The organism is Microbacterium sp. Leaf159 (genome assembly GCF_001423615.1).
Lineage (GTDB): Bacteria > Actinomycetota > Actinomycetes > Actinomycetales > Microbacteriaceae > Microbacterium.
In genome coordinates, this window is the sequence record NZ_LMOU01000001.1 from 2,520,790 (window position 1) to 2,542,809 (window position 22,020).

The window sequence follows — 22,020 nt, forward strand, 5'->3', positions numbered from 1 at the left end:
GCCGCGCCCAGCATCCGAAGCCGTGCCCGCGACGAAGGGCGCCGCCGGGACCGAAGCCCCGACGACGCCCGAACAGCGGATGCGGTCGACTACTCCGCGGTCTCGGTGCTGCCCGCGTGGCGGCGGCGCCGCATCGCGAACAGGCCGAGGCCGAGGGCGAGCAGCACGACGGCGCCGACGATGTACGGCGTGCTGTCGGCACCCGTCGTCGCGAGCGAGCCGTCGGTCGCGCCGCCCGACCCGCCCGGCGTGGTCGCTCCACCGCTCGCCGCTGCCGTGACGGTCACCGAGGACGTGACCTCGGTGCCGTCGGCGAGGATCACCGCGAGCGTGTGCGTTCCGGCCGGGGTGTTCGCCGGAATCGTCAGTGTGCGGCTGAACGCGCCGTCCGCATCGGCCGTGGCGGTGCCGAGGTCGACCGGGTCCGAGCGCAGCTCGAAGCGCAGCGCGGCATCCGCCTCGAATCCGCTCCCCGAGACGGTGAGCTTTCCTCCGGCGACCACGGATGCGGCACCCAGCGTGACCTCGGGCGCAGCAGGCTCCTCGATCACGGGCGGCGTGACGCCGGCCTCGGTGACCCACTTCTCACCGGCATCCGACTTCGTCACCGTGAAGGTGTCGTAGACAGAGCCGACGGGGAGGTCGGTCGTGGCATCCGGCTGCTTCTCCGCGAGGTACGAGCGGTAGACGAGCTGGTTCTTCGAGACGTCGATCACCTGGTACGTCGTCACGCCCTGACCGCGCAGCACCTGGGTCGCACCGTTGTTGGTCCAGACGTTCTTCTCGGGAGTCTCGAGCTCGTAGTGCTTCGCACCCGAGTTCGACACGACGTACACGGGGCCCGAGGTCATGCCGGGGGTCTCGGTCGTATCGGTGTTCACGTAGCCGCGTGCGTAGGTGTGGTCGTGACCCATGAGCACCAGGTCGATGTCGTTGCGCTGGAAGACCGGCAGCCACTCGGCGCGCAGCACCGGCTCGTCACGACCCTCGGATGCCGAGAACACCGGCTGGTGGAAGGTGACGACGTTCCACTTCGACGGGCTGTTCTGCAGCAGCAGGTCGAGCCAGGCCGCCTGGAAGCGGGTCCACAGCACGCCGATCTGCGCCGACGGGCACTCGGCACCCGTGCACGACGGAAGACCGGCAGGGGTCAGGAATGTGGTGTCGCGCGTCGCGTTCAGAGTGATGAAGCGCACACCCTGGTAGTCGGTGTAGTACGCGGTCTCGGCGGCGAACGACGACCAGTGATCGAAGAACGCGCGATACTGCTGCGCGACCTCGGAGTCGCCCTTCGCGAGGTCGGCCAGCTCGCCGATCGTGCTCGTCGACGGGTTGTTGTGCGGGTACTCGAATGCCGCCTTCCATGCGGTGAGCAGCTTGTCGCCCGAGTACTCGTGGTTTCCGGGGGCCGCCATCACGTTCGTGCGCACGGCGGAGTCCTCCATGCCCTTGAACCAGTTGAGCCACTCGTTCTCGTTGCTCGAGGTGTTGATCAGGTCGCCGGCGTGCACGGATCCGATCGATCGCGGGGCCTGCGCCTCGGCCTGCTTCACGACGCTCGGCCAGGTGGTGTCGAGGCCGATCTGGGCATCGCCGTAGTAGATGAACTGGAAGTCCGTGGCGCTCGGGTCTGCCGTGCGGAACTCGAACCAGTCGCTCCAACTGCCGGGAAGGCCCACGCGGTAGCGATAGGCGGTCGCAGGCGCGAGGCCGGTGACCGTCGCCGAGAAGTGCTTGTTCGGGTTGCCGTTGACGACCCCGGCGTCGTAGGCGTCGACGGTGCGGGTCTCGCCGCCGGCCGCCGGTGCGATCTCGACCTGGCCGGTCGTGTGCGAGGCGTCGCCCGCGAGCCACGAGAACGACTGCGACACGGCGGGCTGCTCGGTCGGGGTCAGGATCACGCGGGTCGGCGGAGCCACAACGGGCGAGCCGGGGTCGGATGCCTCGACAAGCGTGAGCGAGGACATGTCGAAGTAGATGTCCGAGCTCGACTCGCGGTCCTGGAACAGGGCGACGGCGATGTCGTTCGTGCCGTCGTGCAGCAGCTCGCCCTCGGCGCTGAACGTGCTGGTGAGCGGGTCGCCCCCGCTGTCGCCGGCGTACTCGACGTTGACGGTGTCGGTGATGCGGCCGTCGACGTAGCGCGCAACCTCTTCGCCGTTGATCCAGACGATGATCGCGTCGTCGTAGGTGATCGTGCTGCGCAGCGCCGCGACCTGCTCGGCCACGCCCGTCTCGAGCTCGAACGTCGTGCGGAAGAAGTAGGTGGGCACCGTGGGGGCCGCAGCTCCGTCGATGTAGTGGTTCAGCAGCGTCTTCGGGGTGACCGGGCCGACGGCCGCGAGCTTGCCGTTCTTCGCGCCGAACGAGCCGGGCGCCGACTTCCAGGCGCTGTCGTCGTAGTCGGGGAGGGTCCAGTCGCGGAGTGCGGCGGGTGCGGGCGACGGGTCGGATCCGTCGTCGAGGTATCGCCAGGTGGTGTCACCGGTGATGAGCGAGTCGGTCGGCACATCGGGCTCGCCGGCGGCGGTCGCGATGGGGGCGACGACGGCGCCGCCGAGCAGGGCGAAGACGGCGGCGGACGCGAGTCCGTAACGCCGCCACCGCACCGCAGGGGTGGGGGAGGTCATGAGTGTCCTTCGTGGGGTGGGGTTTCCGTGCTCAGCCGCACGGGGCCCGACCAGCCCATCGAAAGCGGATGACCTCGGGGTTGCCGCAGGACGACCGGAGGGTGAACGCCGCTACGGTGGGGGCATGAGCTATGCGGGGGAGTCGTCGATCGAGGCTCGCGTCCGGGCCGTCAACGCCGACTACGGCAGACGACAGACGCGGCTGTTCATCACGTTCGCGCTGATCGAGGGGCCGGTGCTTCTGCTGCTCGCCGTCGCGATCTACGGGTTCGAGGTCATCGACCCCGAGATCGGCATCTGGTTCATCGTCGCGGTCGCCGTGGTCGGGGGATTCCTGATGAGCGCGCTGCTCGTGCGGCTGATGCAGGCGCGAGTCCGCGCCATCGCCCAGGCCAAGGGCGAGAACCCGCTGTTCTGACCCCCGGTACGCTGGAACCCATGCTCAACATGGCTGACGGCCTCGACCGTCTCGGCGCGCTCGCCGAGAATCCGGTCGTCCGCACCCTCGCCGACGCGTTCGCGACGGCGGGCTTCGACCTCGCTGTCGTCGGCGGTCCCGTGCGCGACGCGCTGCTCGGCCGCCCCACGCACGACCTCGACTTCACCACGAACGCGCTGCCCGACGACATCCTGCGCATCGTCAAGCCGATCTCGACCGCTCAGTGGGACATCGGCCGTGCGTTCGGCACGATCGGCGCACGGGTGCAGGGCGAGCAGGTCGAGGTCACCACGTACCGGGCCGACAGCTACGACGGAGTGACCCGCAAGCCGACCGTCGAGTTCGGCGACACGATCGACGCCGATCTGCACCGCCGTGACTTCACGGTCAATGCGATGGCGCTGCTGGTTCCGTCGGTCAAGCTCGTCGACCCGACCGGGGGAGTCGAAGACCTCATCGCCGGAGTCCTCCGCACGCCGGCGGATCCGCAGGTCTCGTTCGGCGATGACCCGCTGCGGATGCTGCGCGCCGCGCGCTTCAGCGCCCAGCTGGGCTTCCGCATCGACGACGACACATTCGATGCGATCACCGAGCTCAAGACGACCCTCGAGATCGTGAGCCCGGAGCGCATCCAATCCGAACTCGTGCGCCTGATGCAGACCGAAGACCCCGTGCGCGGCATCCGCGTGCTGGTCGACACCGGCCTGATCGAGGAGTTCCTGCCCGAGGTCAGTGCTCTGCGACTCGAGGTCGATGAGCACCACCACCACAAGGACGTCTACGAGCACTCGCTCACGGTGCTCAGCCAGGCGATCTCGCTCGAGCAGTCGCGTAACCCCGGTGCCGAACCCGACGTCGCACTGCGCATCGCGGCGCTTCTGCACGACATCGGCAAGCCCCGTACCCGCAAGCTCGAAGACGGCGGGGTGGTCACCTTCCACCACCATGACGTCGTCGGCTCGCGCATGGCGCGCAAGCGTCTGCAGGCACTGCGGTTCGACACCGACACGACCGACGCCGTGTCGAAGCTGATCGAGCTGCATCTGCGATTCTTCGGATACGCCGAGGGAGCCTGGACGGATGCCGCAGTGCGCCGCTACGTCCGCGATGCGGGCGACCAGCTCGAGCGCCTGCACATCCTCACCCGTGCCGATGTGACCACTCGCAACAAGCGCAAGGCCGGTCGCCTCGCCTCGGCGTACGACGACATCGAGTCGCGCATCGCCGCCCTGCGCGAGCAGGAGGAGCTCGACTCCATCCGCCCCGAGCTCGACGGCAATCAGATCCAGCAGATCCTCGGCATCGCGCCCGGCCGCGAGGTCGGCGAGGCCTACAGGTTCCTGCTCGAACTGCGCCTCGATGAGGGAGTCATCGGAACGGATGCCTCCGAGCAGCGCCTCCGTGAGTGGTGGGCCGCCCGGGCCTGAGGACGGCTCGCTGCACCCTGTAGGCGCAGATGACACCTGCATGCTCAGATCGCCCATCTCGACCTGCATCCGTCATCTGAGCCTGCATCTGCGCACACGGCACCGGAATATCGCGGGTTCCGTCCGCGGCATCCGGCTCCTACACTGAGGTAACGCTCCACCATCGACGATCGGAGACGCTGTGGTTGCGTCGTGGCAGGTGTCACGTGACGGCCCACCTGAGGCCTCTCGTCTGCTGATCGAGCGTGCACATGAAGAGCTCATCGCCGGCAACCTCGACGATCACCGCCTGCAGCAGGTGCGCCCGCTCGTCCGTGAATCGTGGGTCCGGTCTTGGCGCGGTCGGGTGGGACCCGAGGCCGCACCGTCGATCGAACTCGTCACGGACGAGCTCGAGGCCTACCGGCTCGCCCACCCGCTGGCATCCGCGATGGACATGATCCGCGCGCTGCTGCTTCCCGGAACCCCGGAGGAATCCGGGGTCGTCATCGCCGTCGGCGATCAGGCCGGGCGCCTGCTGTGGATCGAAGGCGACCGCCAGCTGCAGTCGCTCACCGAGGGCATGGGATTCGTCGCCGGGGCGAACTGGGCGGAGGATGCCGTCGGCACCACCGCCCCCGGAACCGCCCTGACGCTCGGACAGTCCGTGCAGATCCGCGGTGCGGAGCACTACAACCGCCTGGTGCATCCGTGGTCGTGCACTGCGGCCCCCGTGCGCGACCCCGAGACGCAGCGGGTGCTCGGAGTGATCGACATCACCGGCGGAGACGAAGTCGTCTCGACCCAGGCCCGCCTTCTCGTCGATGCCACAGCGCGCGCTGTCGAATCCGAGCTGATGGTCGCCCGACTTCGGGCACGAAGCGAATCGCCCCGCCCGACGACGATCTCATCCCGGGCCAAACCGACCATCCGAGCGACGCTGCATGTGCTCGGCCGCGACAGGGCGCGGCTCGAGAGCGAGACCGAGCTCGAAGAGTCGGTGATCGAGCTCAGCGCCCGTCATGCGGCCATCCTGCTCATGCTCGCGGTGAACCGTCAGGGCCTGTCTGCCGAACGGCTGAGCGAACTCGTCTACGGACCGGAGGCATCCGCCGACACGCTGCGGCCCGAGATGGTGCGCCTGCGCAAAGTGCTCGAGAAGCACGCCCCCAGCCTCGTTCCCGAATCGCGACCGTACCGGTTGACGGTGCCCCTCGAGACCGATGCGCACGACGTACTCTCGCTGCTCGACCGAGGAGCCCATCGCGTCGCGCTCACCGCCTACCGGGGTCCGGTTCTGCCCGAGTCGACCTCGCCCGGTGTCGAGGAGCTCCGCGAGTCCGTCAGAGCAGCACTGCGCGAGGCGATGCTGTCGGAGGCGAGCCTCGACGTCCTGCTCGCCTACGCCGACATCCCGGAGGGGCAGAGGGATGCCGCAGCGCTCCGCCTCGCGCTCGAGATGCTCCCCGCCCGGTCGCCGAAACGCGCGGGACTGGTCGCACGGATCGAACGCATCGAAGAGGGCTGACCGGCTCGCAACCTCGCGCAACGTTGCGCATTCGGGCGCAACGTCCGCGGACGTACCGTCGGAGGACAGCCGCGCAGCACCGACGCCCGCGGCCCGTCGAAGGAGTCCCGATGACCATCGTCGAAGAAGACGTGTCCACCGCCCCCGCATCCTCCGCGTACGCCGCTCCCGGTCAGCCGGGCGCCGTCGCGACCTACCGTCCGCGGTACGGGCATTACATCGGCGGCGAGTTCGTGGATCCGGTCAAGGGCCAGTTCTTCGAGAACGTCAGCCCCGTCAACGGCAAACCGTTCACCGAGGTCGGCCGGGGAACGGTCGAGGACATCGACCGCGCGGTCGAGGTCGCCTGGAAGGCCTTCGCGAGCTGGGGCAAGACCAGCCCGGCAGAGCGTTCGGTGATCCTCAACAGGATCGCCGACCGTATCGAGCAGCACCTCGAGGAGATCGCCGTCGCCGAGACCTGGGAGAACGGCAAGCCGGTGCGCGAGACGCTCGCCGCCGACATCCCCCTCGCGGTCGATCACTTCCGCTACTTCGCCGGCGTGCTGCGGGCGCAGGAGGGCGGCATCAGCCAGCTCGACGAGAACACCGTCGCGTACCACTTCCACGAGCCGCTCGGTGTGGTCGGTCAGATCATCCCCTGGAACTTCCCGATCCTGATGGCCGTGTGGAAGCTCGCGCCCGCGCTCGCCGCAGGCAACTGCGTCGTCATCAAGCCCGCTGAGCAGACCCCGGCATCCCTGCTGTTCCTCTTCGACATCATCGGCGACCTGCTGCCGGCCGGTGTCGTGAACATCGTCAACGGCTTCGGCATCGAGGCGGGAGCACCGCTCGCGCAGCACAAGCGCATCCGCAAGGTCGCCTTCACGGGTGAGACCACGACGGGTCGCCTGATCATGCAGTACGCCTCGCAGAACCTCATCCCTGTGACGCTGGAGCTCGGAGGCAAGAGTCCGAACGTGTTCTTCGAGGACGTCGCGCGCGACACCGCCGACCCGTTCTACGACAAGGCGCTCGAGGGCTTCACGATGTTCGCGCTGAATCAGGGCGAGGTGTGCACCTGCCCGTCGCGGGCGCTCATCCAGCGGTCGATCTACGACGGGTTCCTCGCCGACGGGCTCGAGCGCGTCGGCAAGGTCGTGCAGGGCAACCCGCTCGACCCGGCCACGATGATCGGCGCGCAGGCGTCGAACGACCAACTGGAGAAGATCCTCAGCTACATCGACATCGGCAAGCAGGGTGGCGCCCGGCTGCTCACAGGTGGGGAGCGCGTCGATCTCGGCGGCGATCTCAGCGAGGGCTACTACGTCGCGCCGACCGTCTTCGAGGGCACGAACGACATGCGCATCTTCCAGGAGGAGATCTTCGGCCCTGTGCTCTCGGTCACCTCTTTCGACGACTTCGACGACGCGATCTCGATCGCGAACGACACGCTCTACGGACTCGGCGCCGGGGTGTGGAGCCGCAGCGGCGATACGGCCTATCGCGCCGGCCGGGCCATCGAGGCCGGTCGCGTCTGGACCAACACGTACCACCAGTACCCGGCCCACGCCGCGTTCGGCGGATACAAGCAGTCGGGCGTCGGTCGCGAGAACCACAAGATGATGCTCGACCACTACCAGCAGACCAAGAACCTCCTGGTCTCCTACGCAGAAGGCCCGATGGGCTTCTTCTGAGTTCGACCCCGGGCGGGCGCTGCACCCTCAGCGCCCGCCCGGAACCATCCGCCTCGCACCATCTGCAGGAAGGCACGGATCATGGTGAGCATCGGCACCTACCAGCGGGTCGACGTGACGGATGCCGCGGCATCCCTCGTCCGCGACCTCACCGTGCAGCACGGACCCCTGATGTTCCATCAGTCGGGCGGATGCTGCGACGGCTCCTCACCCATGTGCTATCCCGTGGGGATGTTCATCACCGGGCCGGGAGACGTGCTGCTGGGGGCGCTCGACGCGGGCCTCGATGCTCCGGTCGAGGTCTTCATGTCGGAGTCGCAGTTCGAGTACTGGAAATACACGCACCTCACCATCGACGTCGTGCCGGGGCGGGGTGCCGGCTTCTCGGTCGAGGGACCGACGGGCATGCGATTTCTGATCCGCTCCCGGATGCTGAACGACGCGGAGCTGGAGTACTTCGGCCTCGCGCCTTCGGCGGGCTGAGGGGCACCGACGGCGGTCAACGGCGGTCAGTACGTCATGCCCATCGCCGTTCTCACCTCGTCGAGCGTCTCGTTCGCGACTGACAGCGCGCGCTCGTTCCCTTCTCGCAGAACCGCAGCGGCGTCTGCGACGCTGAGACCGGCGCGACGAGCACGGTGGTCTGCGAGGAACTCGTTCACCGCCTCTGTGGTGAGGCGCTTGAGCGCTCCGGCTCCCGCGCCGCCGACCTCATGTGCGATCTCCTCCGGCGTGCGGTCGAGGACGACGGCGGCGGTCGCGAGCAGAGCCGATACGCCCGGCCGGTTCGTGGGGTCGTAGGTGATGACGCGCTCCGAATCGGTGGGAGCCCGCCTGATGGCGTCGGCGGTCTCGTCTGCGGACATCCCCAGTGCGATGGCGTTCCCATAGCTCTTCGACATCTTGCGGCCGTCGAGGCCGGGAAGCTCAGGGGTCTCGGTGACGAGCGCGGCAGGCTCGGGGAACACGCTGCCGTATCGCTCGTTGAAGCGACGGGCGATGGTGCGCGTCATCTCGACGTGCGGGAGGTTGTCCTTGCCCACCGGAACGAGGTTGCCCTTGCAGAAGAGGATGTCGGCCGCCTGATGGACGGGATAGGTGAGCAGCAGGCCGCTCAAGGTGCGACCGGACGCGGCGAGCTCGCTCTTGACCGTCGGGTTGCGATGCAGTTCTGCCTCGCTGACCAGGCTCAGGAAGGGGACGAGCAGCTGATTGAGTGCAGGAACGGCCGAGTGGGTGAAGGTCGTGGTCGAGGTCGGGTCCAGGCCGGCAGCGAGGTAATCGAGAACCGCGCCGTGCACGGCGCCCCGCACGTCGCCGGCCGAGTCGCGGTCGGTGATCACCTGGTAGTCGGCCAGGATGACGAACGTCTCGACACCCGCATCCTGCAGACGGACACGTTCACGGATGGTGCCGAAGTAGTGGCCGAGGTGCAGTCGTCCTGTGGGGCGCTCCCCGGTGAGAACGCGGTACCTCTCGGGATGCTGCTCGATCGCCTCCCGGAGGTCGGGCATGCGAGCGAGGGTTGCGGCGTACGAGTCCATGATCTGCTCCTGATTCGAGAGGAGCTGCACGGAACATGGATCCGCGAAGGGGTCGCGGGCTGCCGTGCAGCCCGCGCGTCAATGCGTTACGGCTGCTCGTGCAGCCACCACGACGAAACGGTGAAACGCATAGGTCGAGGATAGTGACGCGCGGCGCTCGATGCGACCGGCAGTGCGATTCCGCTGGTTACCATGGGCCGATGTGGTGGACGGATGAGGAGTGGGCCGAGCTCGTGGACCCGGAGCTCTGCGGCATGTGTGCCGACGCACATCTGCCGGAGAACGAGCACAGCATCCTGGTGGCCTCGACCGAGATGACTCACATCCGACTGGTGCGCAACCAGGCGCATCCCGGCTACACGGTGGTCATCCTCCGCGAGCATGTCACTGACCTCGGTCTGCTGGACGCCGGTCAGCTCAGCGAGTTCTGGCGCGATGTCCAGCGCGCAGGCCGTGCCGTCGCCACAGCATTCGACCCACGGAAGATCAACTACCTGGTGATGGGTCATCGGGCCCCGCATCTTCACTGCCATGTGTTCCCGCAGCATCTGGGGGATGACCCGTTGCAGAACGTGGACATCGCGGATGGCCCTGTGTATCTCGATGACGCGGAGCTGGATGCGTCAGCGTCCGCGTTGCGGAAAGCGTGGCAGACGAGCGCCTGATCCGACTCAGCGGGGCAGGCGCGGAACCGCGTCAACGAGAGCCTTCGTGTACGGTTCCTGCGGCGCATGCAGTACGGCGGACGTCGCCCCCTGCTCGACGACTCGACCGTTCTGCAGCACGACCGTGCGGTCGCACGCCGACGCGATCGCGGTGAGATCGTGCGACACCATCACGAGCGACAGGCCGTTCTCTCGACGCAGGCGGTCGAGCAGCTCGAGCACCTGCACGCGCGTCGTCACGTCGAGGGCGCTCACCGGCTCATCGGCGAGCAGCACGCGTGGGCGCGAGACCACGGCTCGGGCGATCGCGATGCGCTGACGCTGGCCGCCCGAGAACTCGTGCGGGTATCGGCGGGCGGTGTCGGCGGGAAGCCCGACCGACTCGAGGGCCTCGGCGATGCGGCGCTGCGCGTCTGCACCCGAGGCGAGGCCGAGTGAACGCAGGGGCTCGCCGATGATGCGGTCGATGCGCTGACGGGGGTCGAGCGACGAGTACGGATCCTGGAACACCGGCTGCACGCTCGCACGGAAGCGGCGCATCTGCGCACGGTCGCGCAGATTCAGGGGAGCGCCGTCGAACAGCACCTGCCCCTCGCGCGGCGCTGAGAGACCGAGCAGAAGCCGGAGGATGGTCGACTTGCCCGCGCCGGATTCGCCGACGAGGCCAAGCGAGTCGCCCTCGTCGAGATTCAGCGAGATGTCGTCGAGCACCCGCCGGGATCCATAGGAGAAACCGGCACTGCGCAGTTCGAGAAGACTCATGCGCCGGCCTCCTTCGCATCGAGGAACGCGTCGAGCGCGCGAGCGCTGTCGACCAGCATCCGCGTGTACGGCTCCGCCGGGCTCTGCAGCACCTGACCGACCGCACCCTCCTCCACGACGAGCCCGTCACGCAGCACGACGATGCGATCGACCATGCGCGACACGACGGCGAGGTCGTGGCTGATGAACAGCAGCGCCATGCCGCGCTCGGCGACGAGGCGCTCGAGCAGAGAGAGCACGGCATCCTGCACCGTGACATCGAGGGCCGTCGTCGGCTCATCCGCGATGAGCAGCTGCGGCTTGGCGGCGAGGGCGATCGCGATCGCCACGCGCTGGCGCTGGCCACCCGACAGCTCGTGCGGGTAGGCGCGGGCGAACCTCGGCTCCGACAGCGCCACCTCGTCGAGTGCAGCTGCGACGGCGGAACGCAGCTCGGCACCGCGCAGGCCGAGGTGCCGACGCAGCGGTTCGGCGATCTGGCGGCCGACCCGCATCAGCGGGTCGAGCGCGGTGAGCGGCTCCTGGAACACGACCTGGGCGACGGGGCCTCGGAGCGGGCGGAGGTCGGCATCGCGAGCACCGACGACCTGATGCCCGTCGAGCAGCACCGAGCCCGAGGCCACGAGCGCATCAGGCAGTAGGCCGGTGACCGCGAGCGAGGTGAGGGACTTGCCCGAACCTGATTCGCCGATCAGTCCCAGGCGCTCACCGGGCTCCAGCGAGAAGGAGACTTCGCGCACGAGGGCTCCTGCACCCGAGCGCACGGTGAGGCCGGCGACGTCGAGAATGCTCATCGGCTCCTCCTGCGGGTCGGGTCGGCGAGGTCGCGCAGGCCGTCGGCGAGGAAGTTGACTCCGAGCACGAGGGCGATGATCGCGACGCCGGGGGCGATGGCGCCGACGGGGGCGGTGAGTACCGTGCCCTGGGCCTCTTGCAGCATCCGACCCCACGAGGCGTTGGGCGGCGGCGCGCCGAGCCCGAGGTATGACAGGCTCGCCTCGGCGAGCACGGCGGCACCGAACTGCAGTGCGAGGCTGACGGCGAGGGTGGGCGCGATGTTGGGCAGCACGTGCTGGAAGACGATGCCGAGCACACTCGTGCCGCTCGTGCGCGCCGCGGTGATGTACTGCTCCTGGAGCACGCGACGGGCCAGGATGCGGGTGAGGCGAGCGACGACCGCCGACATCGCGAGACCGATCGCGAACACCGCCGACCACAGGGACGCCCCCTGGATCGCGACGACCAGCATGGCGAGCAGCAGCACCGGGAAGGCGATCACGACGTCGAGACCGGCCGAGAGGGTGTCGTCGACCCAGGGGCGCGAGAACGCGGCGATCAAGCCGATGATCGTGCCGAGGATCGCCGCGATCGCGACCGAGCAGATGCCGACGATCAGGGCGATCCGTGCACCCCACATGAGCTGCGAGAGCAGATCGCGGCCGAGTCGATCGGTGCCGAGCAGGTGCAGGCCGCTCGGTCCTTCGAGACGGCTTCCGCTGGTGTCGGCGAGCGGATAGGGCAACCAGAACAGCGATACCAGGGCGATGAGCACGATGATGCCGGTGAGGACGAGCCCGATGAGCAGGGTCGCCTTCGGCCGCCTCCGCACAGGGACGGAGTCGGTGATCAGCTGCTCGGCGACGCGGCTCATCGGTTGCCCGAGACGCTCGTGCGCAGGCGCGGATCGATCAGGCGCTGCACGATGTCGGCGGCGAACCCGACGAGCAGCACGAACAGCGTGCTGACGACGAGGACACCCTGGATCACCTGGAAGTCGTGCTGCTCGATGGCCGACAGCAGCAGGCTGCCGAGGCCGGGAAGAGTGAAGACGCTCTCGACGACGACCGCGCCGAGGAGGGTGGTGGACAGCTCGATGCCGAGGATCGCGACGACGGGCACCGAGCCGTTGCGCACGCCGTGACGCAGCAGCGCCTCGGACATTCCAGACCCGCCCGCTCGCGCTGTGCGCAGGTAGTCGCTGCCGATCACGTCGAGAGTGGCCGAGCGCACGTAGCGGCTGAGGGAGGCGCTCATGACGATCACGATCGTGATGATGGGCAGCGCGAGCGAGCGCAGCGCATCCGCCGGATCCTCCCAGTCGTCACGCGGGAACCCGCCGGAGGGCAGCAGGCCGAGCCCGAGTGCGAAGACCCAGACCAGCACGACGCCGACCCAGAAGACGGGAACCGCGACGCCCAGCTGGGCGAAGCCCGAGAGGGCGATGCCGTACCAGCGGTCGGACTTCACGGCGGCGGTGATGCCGATCGCGAGCGAGACCAGCAGGGCGACGGAGAAGGCGATGAGCGTGAGCGGGAGGGTCACGGCGAGGCGATCGGCGATGTCGGGTCCGACCGGACGCGAGCTCAGGAACGACTCACCGAGGTCGAATCGCAGCAGCTGACCGGCCCAGGTCGAGAACTGCTGGAGGAGTGGCTGATCGGAGCCGACCTGTGCACGGGCGGCGGCGATCTGCTCGGGGGTGGCGTTCACCGAGAGCAGGGCGTTCGCCGGGTCGCCGGGGAGCAGGCGCAGCAGCACGAAGATCGCGATCATCGCGACGACGAGCGACACCACGAGGAAGACGAAACGGCGGATCAGGTAAGCGAGCATGGCTGTTCAGGATGGGGAGGGGGATGCCGACGCGCGGCATCCCCCTCGCGCGTCAGGACTTGACGATGTCGTAGGCGAAGAACTGCGAGTTCAGGCCGTTGACCGGGTACCCGCTGAGGTCACTCGAGGCGACCACGATCTGCGGGTAGAGGTACAACCATACGCTCGCTGCATCCTCGGCGATCTTCTCGTTGACCTGCTTCAGCAGAGCGGTCTGCTCGTCGGTCGTGGCGGCCTGCTCGGCCTCGGCGACCCACTGCTGCACGTCGGCGTCGTTGTAGCCCCAGTAGAAGTCGGGGTTGCCGTACCAGACCACGTCGCGGTCGTTCACGTGCTCCTGCAGGGTGGCCTCGAAGTCCTGCTCCTTGAACACCTTCGTGTACCACTCGTCGGCGCTGATCGTGTTGATCTCGACCGTGATGCCGACCTCGGCGAGCTGCGACTGCAGGAACTCCGCCACGGCGGGGTGCGGGTCGTAGCTGGGGGTGTCGAGCGTGAACGTGAAGCCGTCGGCGTAGCCGGCCTGGGCGAGCAGATCCTTCGAGAGCTCGACGTCGTACGGGTTCACGGTCGTGAGGTCCTCGTACCAGGGGTCGGTCGGGGGCACCATCGAGCCGATGAGCGTGCCGTAGTCGCCCCAGATGGACTCGAGGAGCTTCTGGGTGTCGACGGCCGAGTAGATCGCCTTGCGCACGAGTGCGTTGTCGAAGGGGGCGACGCGGTCGTTGAACGCGAGCAGCTCCTTCGTGGTCGAGGTGCCCTCGCTCACGACGTAGTCGTCGGAGTCGAACTGCGTCAGCGAGTCGGGGCTCTGGACGCTGGTGATCACGTCGATCTCGCCGGTGACCAGCGCGTTGTTCTCGGCCGTGGCGTCGGTGAAGTACGTGTAGACGACCTCGGCGTTCGTGGCGGGCTCACCCCAGTAGTCGTCCCAGCGCTCGAGCGTCAGGGTCGAGCCCTTCTTCCACTCGTCGAGCGTGTAGGGGCCCGTGCCGTCTTCCTTGCCGGTGATGTCGCCGGCCTCGTCGTTGACGATCCAGACGTAGCTGAGGTTGTAGAGGAACGAGATCGACCGCTGCGACAGCGTGAAGACGACGGTCTGGTCGTCGGGCGTCGCGATGTCGGCGATGGTCTTGAAGCTCGACTTGCGGGCAGACACCGAGTCCTCGGCGGTGACGGCCTCGATGCTCGACTTGACGTCGGCGGAGGTCAGCGGGTCACCCGAGTGGAACGTCACGTCGTCGCGCAGCGTGATCGTGTAGGTGAGGCCGTCGTCGGAGACCTGGGCGTCTTCGGCGAGAAGGGGCTCGACCTCGCCGCCATCGGTCAGGCGGTAGAGGCCCTCGTAGACGTTGCCGGTCAGCGCCTCGGTCACACCCTGGCCGCCACCCTGCGTGTTGCTCAGGTTGGTGGGCTCGTACAGCGACCCGATGAAGATGGTGGCGTCTTCGCTCGCGGCGTCGTCGGTGGCGCCCGACGCGCAGCCGGCCACGAGGGCGAGCGTGGCGACGGCGCCGAGCGCGCCGAGGATGCGGGTTCTTCTCATGAGTACTCCAGGGTGAGAGTGTGCGGCGTCACGCCGCGTAGATGTCGAAGCCGTCGCGGAAGACGACGTTCTTCTCGCCTGCTCGGATAGGCAGGGGGAAGCGGTTGGATGCCGGAGGCAGCGGGCAGTTGTACTGGGCGCTGAATCCGCACGGAGGCACGAAGGCCCGGTTGAAGTCGAGCACGACGGTGCCCTCGTCATCACGCAGCTGCACGAACAGGAAGCGTCCGGAGCCGTAGCTCTCGGAGCCGTTCGTCTCGTCGCCGAACACGAGCAGCAACGTGCCGCCGTCGTCGAATGCGGCGAGGTCGTACTCGCGGCCGTCGAGCTCGAAGCGGATGTCGCCGGGGACGACGAGATCGCGCGTGCCTCCGTTGTCGCGGATGTGCTCGAACGACACCCGGCGGTCGCCGGACACCGGGGTGAAGTGACCCTCGAGAACCCACGCGGGGTCGTACTCGTATGTGTCGATGCGGTCGAAGGCGCGGATGGCGGGTGACTCGGCATCCCACACGCGCAGCCCGTGCTCGGCCTCGCCGGTCTCGATGTTCGTGCGCTGGATCGGCGTCACGGTCACCGTGTCGGGTGCCGCCTGCTGCTCGGCATCCAGATCGGGCAGGTCTCCCGTCCAGCGGGTCTCGATCAGCGCGAGGTTGCCCGTCGCGGACGTGACGGAGGCGCGGCGCTCGGCCTGCCAGTGGGTGTGATCTTCGCGTTCAGACATCACCTTCCATTCTCTTGCATGCAGACGGAGGTGGGGCCGCGGCCGTCACTCGGAGTAATGCCCGGGAAGAGACGCGCGTCGCCATGCACGAATGCAGCCGCCTGGAGAGCCTTTCGGCCCGCATTTCGTGCATCGTTCCGCGGGATTCGACCGGTTCGGTCGACTCTCTCCGACGCAATGGAATGCAACGTATGCCGGTATACCATTACTCATATACGCGCAGAGTCGTCAGTCCCCAGCTGACCCGCGCGTGGACGGCTCAGCCGTCCTGCGGAGGGAGAGTCAGATCTTCTTCTGATCCCGAGGGGGGATGGGGTGGGAGCGCTGATCCCCAGTCAGCACCCACCCCCACAACCTGCCCTCGGGGGTTCCGCTCAGAAGGATCTGGACCAGAACCAGAACGCCGCGAAGCCGATCACGATCACGAACGGCAGCCACGGGAAGCTCCGCTTGAGGCGTCGTCCCTCGTGCGCGACCCCGGGTGGTGGCGAGAGCAGGCCCACCGGCGGTGCGAACGGGAGCCGCTCGGCCGCGGGCTGCGCTGCGGCGGCAGGAGCGACGGATGCCGGCCCGCTGGGGTTCTCGAGCAGCAGCCGCTCGTCACGCCAGCGCGCCCACTGATCGAACTTGGTGATCAGGGCGCCGACGGCTCCGAACAGCCACGCCCAGGTCGCCGGGTCGAGAGTCGACACCTTGCGCTGCGTGTACAGGAAGACCCAGTCGTCGACGATCTCGACGTCGAGCTCTGCGGCGTTGTCGATGAACCGCGCCATGATGTCGGGCGTGAACAGATAGAGGGCGTCGCGTTCGTATCCCTCGGGGCAGTACAGCGTGAAGTACTGGTCGAAGTCCCCCTCGAGCGACAGGCGCTGCTCCCGCTGGAACGAGGCGGGCAGGTTCGACCCGAAGCCGTTGTTGCCCTTCGCGTCGAGCACGATGTTCGGCAGCGGCACGTCGAGCTTCACGGCGACGTAGCCCCAGCGGTAGGTCGTCGAGTTCTTCCCCGACCGCACCGTGTACTGGTAGTTGCCGAACTCGACGAAACGGGGCTTCGTGCCCCGAACCAGGTCGGTCGACATGCGCGAGTTCCCCAGGCTGAAGATCATGCCGGGCAGCGCCGGGGAGGCGATCTTGCCCTCGTACGACATTCCGTTCGCCTGGGCGAAGCGGTTGAGGCGGTAGCGGGTGACGCGCGCACGGCGCCAGCCGATCACGGCACCGATGACGAGGATCACGCCTACACCGCCGAAGAGGAGCACGCCGACGCCGGCGAAGCCCGATCCGCCGGGGCTCGTGGCCATGCTCCCGATCGTCGCCACGAGGATCGGGACTCCGATCAGGGCCATGATGCCGACGATCACGATGGCGATGATCGTGGATGCCGTCATGCCGGTGGCGCCACGCGCGCGCAGCTCGGCGTTGAACGCGCTGACCGCCTTCGGGTCGACCGGATCCGTGAGCGGCGCGGCGTCGAACGACGGTCCAGAGCTCGGCTGCGGGGCGCTCATCGGTTCACCTCGTCTGCGTCCCAGGTCAGGTCGGCGTTCTCGGGGATCGGAAAAGCCTCGAGGCGCTCGTCGGCGCAGATCGCGGCGACGAGCTCGGCGGAGCCCGCGACGATGGTCGAGTCGTAGTCGATCTCGCTCACGAGAGTCCACGCGTGGTCGTCCGGCCACAGGATCGTCGGGCTCTGCGCCGACGGTGGGAAGCCGTGGTCCTCGCCCGGACGGTCGCGCCAAGGTGCGTCGAGCACCCAGTCCGCGCGGGCGAAGTCGCTGACGGCCCCGCGGAACAGCACGTGGTCGCGCCCGGGGAGGCGGAACCGCGGCCCCTCCGAGATCTCGCGCGACAGGATGCCCTCCTGCCAGGTCGGCTTGCGGAAGGCGTTGTTCAGAGGATTGCGGATGCTGCGGTCGAGCATCGCCTGATGGTTCGGGTCATCGCTGAACGTGAGGAAGTCACGCGAGGGGCCGTGGCCGAGGAATCCGACCAGACCACCTCGACCCTCCCAGAGCGCCGCGAAGCCGGCATCCGGGGTCGTGGTGTGGGCGGCGAGGTGCGCCGCGATGATCGCAAGCGTCTCGGGCGCGATCTCTCCCTCGACCGGACCGGTGAACTCGCGACCGTCGGGGGAGAGCCTGAGGTTCCAGTCACCGTCGGGCGGAGTGCGCACGATGCGCTGCCACTGGGCCAGGGGGTGCAGCGTGGTTCCGAAGGCGGATGCCGTCTCGGCCCACGTCGCGGGCTCGTCGACGTACTGGTCGCGCAGGCGAAGATGCTCGGCCTCGGACATCCTCTCGTATTCCTCGAAAGTGGGCACCGGGCGGTCGGGGAGCGAACGGACGATCGCAGGATGCATGATGCGGGCGTAGGCCGGGAAGCCGTGCGGCACGACCGCGTGCATCGTCCCGTTCCAGGGATCGTCGAGCCGCTCGCGCAGCCAGTCGCCGGCCGAGGTGTCAGACATCCAATGCATGCGACCCACGGTACCTGCGAGGAATCGCTTCACCGGGGGGCGCGGCGAAGGGGCCAGAATATGCGGAGGAGTGCGCGATTCGTCGCAGGCGGACGCGTGGAACGAGACGGTTCGGGAGGGCGTCCGATGATCGATGGTGTCTCTGTGGTGTCCGGCGAACGGGTCTTCCGTCGGCATCCCGCGCGGGCCGTGGTGAGTGCGATCCTGCTCTCGGCGGCCCTGTCGGCTGCGGCGCTCTTCATCCTCCCGCAGTTCCTGCCACGTCGGATGGACCTCTCGACCCGCGGCACGATCGTGCTGGTGGTCGCGATCGTGCTGACGTTGGTGACCTTCGTGTCGATCCTCTGGCTGCGCAACACCCGCATCGTCGTCCGCGCGGACAGCGTCGAGGTCGGTCGCCCGGGGAGCCGCGAGGTGTTCGACCGCGCGACCACCGCGTTCCGGTCGAAGATCACCGAGCACCGCACCAACGGGATCCGCAGCGGCATCACCCGCGCCCTGATCATCCACAACGGCGGCCGGGAGATCACGGTCGAGCTCGCCGGCTTCACCCGCTCGACGTTCAACGATCTGATGGCGATGCTCAATCCGATCGCTCCGCCGCCCACCGCGGACCCCGTCGCCGCGGCCCGGGAGCGCGCGCAGCTGCCCTCGTCCTTCACGGTCGATTCGTCGGGTGAACGTCGACTCGCGCACGGGCTGATGATCGGAGCCGTGGCGCTGCTCATCGTCACTGCGCTCGTCGGCGCGCTCGCCGCCTCGCCCGGCTTCCTCGACGGCGAGCTCTCCGCACTGGTGCTGCTGGTGCCGTTCGCCGGCGTCGCCGGCATCGGGCTCGCGATCGGGGCGATCCAGCGCGGGCGCGTGCTGAAGGCGATCCCCGCTCGCATCACGGTGAGTCACCACGGCATCCGCTTCGACGACGTCGAGCTGCCTTTCGCGCAACTGACCCGCATCTGGCTGACCCCGTCGGGCTATCCGGTGCGGCGCATCCGGTTCGAACGGACGGCCGGCCGCGCGACTGTGCACGTGCTGGGTTCGCCGCGCGTGCAGATGACTCCGGAGTACACGGCGTTCCTGCTCGCGGTGCGGGCCGAGACCGCTCAACATCCCGAGTTGCTCCGCCTCGACCTCGAATGAGAGGTCAGACGAAACGATGCCGCCGATGAGCGCCGCCGCCGTTTCGTCTTGCATCGTTCACCGCGCGAGCGGCCGCGCCAGACGGTTGACGGGCGGTTCTGAGCCCTGCCGAGACGCCCTCCATAATCGGATCATGACGTCCCCCGCATCCATCCCCTCGCTCGACGGCCGCCGCTTCACGATGGTCTCCTCGACCACCTCGGTCGTCGATGCCGACGCCCCCAGCGAGTTCGTCTACCGAGAGAAGGACGGCGCGATCTGGGGTGACTACTCGGGCGACACCGTGACCTTCGGCCGCTTCGTCGGCACCCGCACCGGCGACACCATCTGGGTCTCCTTCGTGCACGTGCTCGTCTCCGACGGCACCGTCGTGACCGGAGACGGCGAGAGCCAGCTCGAGCTGACAGACGACGGACGCATCCGCCTGGTCGAGCACTACGAGATGCACGGACTGCCGCAGCTCAGCGTCTGCGAAGAGCCCGTCGCCGCCTGAAGCCCAGCGCTTCCTCTCGCTCCGCTCGCTCAGCGAGCGGGATGTCAGCGCGGAGGAAGCGTGTCGCGACCCGGCGTCGCGGGCGTCCAGCGGGTCATGCCCAGCGGCGTCGCCAGGTCACGCTCGGGGAGATCGCTCGGCAGCAGATAGGCGCGACGGATCACTTCGTCGAGCACCACGACGCTGACGACCGTGCGCACCTCGGGGAGCTGCGCGATCACGCCCGTCGTGAATTCGTGCACACCGCTGACGTCGACGGCGCGGATCAAGAGCATCGCGTCGTGCTCGCCGGTCGTGATGGCGCACCACTCGATGTCGGGCATCTCGAGCACGCTCTCGCGGAACGACGCCCAGGCCTGCGGGTGCACGGTCACGAACACGAGGGCGCCGATCGAGAGGCCGGCCTTGGACTGGTCGACGCGAGCGCTGAAGCCCGTGATGACTCCGTCCTGCATGAGCGATTCGACACGCGTGTAGGCGTTCGCCCTCGAGATGCCGACCGTTTCGGCGAGCGCAGCGATCGAGATGCGACCGTTATCACGGAGCGTCTCGAGGATTCTGTATCCGATGTCGTCCAATGGGGCGGCACTTCGTCCAGCTTGCTTCACTGCTTCGTCGGTCTTCGTGGACACAATGCTCCTCACGTGCGAGCTCTCTGGCAGACCGTGATCGTGATCTGCATCATCGCTGGACACATCGTCCCATATGATGCGAATCTGATCACCGGTCGTCCACCCGGTGTCGACCGAACCCGAAGAACTCCTCGCCCTTGGAGGCCCACATGTCGTCACGTCGCAGCACGTCCGTCATCGCGATCGGAGCCGTCGCGCTCTTCGCCCTCGCAGGTTGCTCCGGTGGCAACTCCGCGAACAACGGAGGTGAGTCCTCGGGCTCGGATTCGCTCGTCATCGACACCGCGTTCTCGATCGAGACCGCCGACCCGGGTCACACCTACGACCCGACCGGCAACATGATCGCGAAGGCCCTGTACGAGACCCTCGTCGACTTCGAGGGCTCCGACGTCTCGACCCCGGTGCCCGGCCTCGCTTCGTGGGAGCAGAACGACGAGGCGACCGAGTTCACCTTCACGCTCGAGGGCGACCGCGTCTTCTCCGACGGCTCGCCGATCGAGGCCAAGGACGTCGTCTTCACCCTGCAGCGCATCCAGGGCATGGAAGACGCCAAGCCGAACTTCCTCCTGGGCGGCCTGACCATCACCGAGGTCGACGAGAAGACGATCTCGATCACCTCTGAGACCCCGCTGCTGCAGCTGCCGGCTATCCTCGCGAACCCGGCTCTCGGCATCGTGAACTCCGATGTCGTGATCGAGAACGGCGGCGCGACCGACGGCTCCGACAGCGCGCAGAAGTTCCTCGACGGCACTTCCGCGGGTTCGGGTCCTTTCGTGCTCGACACCCTCGACCTCTCGTCGCAGGTCGTGCTGACCAAGAGCGACGAGTACAACGGCGACGAAGAGGCCGCATACGGCCGCGTCGTCGTGCGCAACGTCTCGGAGAGCGCCACCCAGCTCGCGAACCTCAAGGGCGGCGACTCGATGGTCGCCATGGACCTCAACGGCGACCAGGTCTCGGGCCTCGGCGACGGACTGAACGTCGAGTCCGTGCCGTCGGGTCAGACCATCTTCCTGCTGCTCAACCAGTCCGAGGCCGTCGCGGGTGACCTCGCGAACGTCAAGATCGCCGAGGCGATCCGCTACGCCCTCGACTACGACGCGCTGCTCGAGCTCGCGGGTGCCGGCGCCGTTCAGGCGACCGGCGTCATCCCGCCCGGATTCGAGGGCGCCCTCGACAGCGGTGTGGAGCAGGACCTCGAGAAGTCGAAGGCCGCTCTCGCCGAGGCCGGTTACACGGGTCAGACGCTGAAGCTGCAGTTCCCGAACGACTACCCGGTCGGAGGCGTGGAATTCACCCCGCTCGCCGAGCGCGTGCAGGCCCAGCTCGAGGATGCCGGGATCACGGTCGAACTCGCTCCGGCGCCCTTCGCCACCGAGCTCGACGCCTACGTCAACGGCACCGAGGGCTTCGGCCTGTGGTTCTGGGGTCCGGACTACGCCGACTCCGCGAACTTCCTTCCGTTCGCGCCCGGCCTGAAGGTCGGTCTGCGCGCCGGATGGTCGGCTGAGGCGAACCCCGAGATCGCCGGCATCGCAGCCGGTGCCGCAGCCGCGACCGACGAGGCGCAGCGCAGCGAGGCCTTCACCTCGTTCGCCGAGGCGATGCAGGCCGAGGGTCCCTTCGTGCCGCTGATCGTCCCCGGTCGCAACATCGCCACGGCTGATGCCGTCACCGGCGCCGTGTACAACTCGGTGTGGGAGATGGACATCGCCGAGATCACCCCCGCCGGCTGAGCGGGAGCTGACT

At 68.1% G+C, this 22,020-nt stretch carries 20 protein-coding genes; 9 read left to right on the forward strand and 11 right to left on the reverse strand.

Annotated elements, in window-relative coordinates:
- Nucleotides 1–89 precede the first annotated feature (89 nt).
- Nucleotides 90–2,630, reverse strand: coding sequence for a purple acid phosphatase family protein (locus ASF80_RS11895; protein WP_056311006.1), 2,541 nt, complete (start codon nt 2,628–2,630; stop codon nt 90–92).
- 124 nt (nt 2,631–2,754) lie between these two features.
- On the opposite strand from ASF80_RS11895, the gene ASF80_RS11900 reads away from it, so the two are divergent.
- The 5 genes from ASF80_RS11900 to ASF80_RS11920 all read left to right on the forward strand — a co-directional run bounded on the left by ASF80_RS11900 (nt 2,755) and on the right by ASF80_RS11920 (nt 8,162).
- Nucleotides 2,755–3,048: a hypothetical protein gene (locus tag ASF80_RS11900; protein ID WP_056311008.1), complete on the forward strand. Its 294-nt coding sequence runs from the start codon at nt 2,755–2,757 to the stop codon at nt 3,046–3,048.
- Nucleotides 3,049–3,068: 20 nt separating this feature from the next.
- Nucleotides 3,069–4,496: a CCA tRNA nucleotidyltransferase gene (locus ASF80_RS11905; RefSeq protein WP_056311010.1), complete on the forward strand. Its 1,428-nt coding sequence runs from the start codon at nt 3,069–3,071 to the stop codon at nt 4,494–4,496.
- 181 nt (nt 4,497–4,677) lie between these two features.
- Nucleotides 4,678–6,003, forward strand: a complete 1,326-nt coding sequence (locus tag ASF80_RS11910) for a GAF domain-containing protein (protein ID WP_056311011.1) — start codon at nt 4,678–4,680, stop codon at nt 6,001–6,003.
- Nucleotides 6,004–6,113: 110 nt separating this feature from the next.
- Nucleotides 6,114–7,679: an aldehyde dehydrogenase family protein gene (locus tag ASF80_RS11915; RefSeq protein WP_056311013.1), complete on the forward strand. Its 1,566-nt coding sequence runs from the start codon at nt 6,114–6,116 to the stop codon at nt 7,677–7,679.
- A gap of 81 nt (nt 7,680–7,760) precedes the next feature.
- Nucleotides 7,761–8,162 carry a DUF779 domain-containing protein gene (locus tag ASF80_RS11920; protein WP_082488297.1) on the forward strand — a complete coding sequence of 134 codons (402 nt, stop codon included), beginning with the start codon at nt 7,761–7,763 and terminating at the stop codon, nt 8,160–8,162.
- A 26-nt stretch (nt 8,163–8,188) separates the two neighbouring features.
- Here ASF80_RS11920 and trpS read toward each other — a convergent pair whose 3' ends face one another.
- Complete coding sequence (gene trpS / locus ASF80_RS11925) at nt 8,189–9,223, reverse strand: tryptophan--tRNA ligase (RefSeq protein WP_056312070.1); 1,035 nt, start codon at nt 9,221–9,223, stop codon at nt 8,189–8,191.
- A gap of 200 nt (nt 9,224–9,423) precedes the next feature.
- On the opposite strand from trpS, the gene ASF80_RS11930 reads away from it, so the two are divergent.
- Entirely contained in the window at nt 9,424–9,888 is a 465-nt protein-coding gene (locus ASF80_RS11930) for an HIT family protein (RefSeq protein ID WP_056311015.1), read from the forward strand.
- Between the two features lie 6 nt (nt 9,889–9,894).
- Here ASF80_RS11930 and ASF80_RS11935 read toward each other — a convergent pair whose 3' ends face one another.
- The 8 genes from ASF80_RS11935 to ASF80_RS11970 all read right to left on the reverse strand — a co-directional run bounded on the left by ASF80_RS11935 (nt 9,895) and on the right by ASF80_RS11970 (nt 17,997).
- Nucleotides 9,895–10,650, reverse strand: coding sequence for an ABC transporter ATP-binding protein (locus tag ASF80_RS11935; RefSeq protein ID WP_056311017.1), 756 nt, complete (start codon nt 10,648–10,650; stop codon nt 9,895–9,897).
- Complete coding sequence (locus ASF80_RS11940) at nt 10,647–11,444, reverse strand: ATP-binding cassette domain-containing protein (RefSeq protein WP_056311019.1); 798 nt, start codon at nt 11,442–11,444, stop codon at nt 10,647–10,649. Before ASF80_RS11940 ends, ASF80_RS11935 begins: the two co-directional genes overlap by 4 nt.
- Complete coding sequence (locus tag ASF80_RS11945; protein ID WP_056311021.1) at nt 11,441–12,301, reverse strand: ABC transporter permease; 861 nt, start codon at nt 12,299–12,301, stop codon at nt 11,441–11,443. The genes ASF80_RS11940 and ASF80_RS11945 overlap by 4 nt, the downstream gene beginning before the upstream one ends.
- Nucleotides 12,298–13,260 carry an ABC transporter permease gene (locus tag ASF80_RS11950; protein WP_056311024.1) on the reverse strand — a complete coding sequence of 321 codons (963 nt, stop codon included), beginning with the start codon at nt 13,258–13,260 and terminating at the stop codon, nt 12,298–12,300. Before ASF80_RS11950 ends, ASF80_RS11945 begins: the two co-directional genes overlap by 4 nt.
- Before the next feature lie 52 nt (nt 13,261–13,312).
- On the reverse strand, nt 13,313–14,806 hold the full coding sequence (locus ASF80_RS11955) for an ABC transporter substrate-binding protein (protein WP_056311026.1): 1,494 nt from the start codon (nt 14,804–14,806) through the stop codon (nt 13,313–13,315).
- 28 nt (nt 14,807–14,834) lie between these two features.
- A complete protein-coding gene (locus ASF80_RS11960) occupies nt 14,835–15,530 on the reverse strand; it encodes a DUF1684 domain-containing protein (RefSeq protein ID WP_056311028.1) in 696 nt (231 codons plus the stop codon).
- A 374-nt stretch (nt 15,531–15,904) separates the two neighbouring features.
- On the reverse strand, nt 15,905–17,038 hold the full coding sequence (locus ASF80_RS11965; protein ID WP_056311030.1) for a hypothetical protein: 1,134 nt from the start codon (nt 17,036–17,038) through the stop codon (nt 15,905–15,907).
- Nucleotides 17,035–17,997: a hypothetical protein gene (locus ASF80_RS11970; RefSeq protein WP_235559956.1), complete on the reverse strand. Its 963-nt coding sequence runs from the start codon at nt 17,995–17,997 to the stop codon at nt 17,035–17,037. The genes ASF80_RS11965 and ASF80_RS11970 overlap by 4 nt, the downstream gene beginning before the upstream one ends.
- 135 nt (nt 17,998–18,132) lie before the next feature.
- Between ASF80_RS11970 and ASF80_RS11975 the strand changes: the two genes are divergently transcribed.
- A complete protein-coding gene (locus ASF80_RS11975) occupies nt 18,133–19,146 on the forward strand; it encodes a hypothetical protein (protein WP_056311035.1) in 1,014 nt (337 codons plus the stop codon).
- A 133-nt stretch (nt 19,147–19,279) separates the two neighbouring features.
- On the forward strand, nt 19,280–19,639 hold the full coding sequence (locus ASF80_RS11980; protein ID WP_235559957.1) for a hypothetical protein: 360 nt from the start codon (nt 19,280–19,282) through the stop codon (nt 19,637–19,639).
- Between the two features lie 44 nt (nt 19,640–19,683).
- Here the strand turns inward: ASF80_RS11980 and ASF80_RS11985 are convergent, their stop codons facing one another.
- On the reverse strand, nt 19,684–20,271 hold the full coding sequence (locus ASF80_RS11985; RefSeq protein WP_235559958.1) for an Lrp/AsnC family transcriptional regulator: 588 nt from the start codon (nt 20,269–20,271) through the stop codon (nt 19,684–19,686).
- A 149-nt stretch (nt 20,272–20,420) separates the two neighbouring features.
- Here ASF80_RS11985 and ASF80_RS11990 point away from each other — a divergent pair, with 149 nt between their 5' ends.
- Nucleotides 20,421–22,007, forward strand: coding sequence for an ABC transporter substrate-binding protein (locus ASF80_RS11990; protein WP_056311039.1), 1,587 nt, complete (start codon nt 20,421–20,423; stop codon nt 22,005–22,007).
- Nucleotides 22,008–22,020 lie beyond the last annotated feature (13 nt).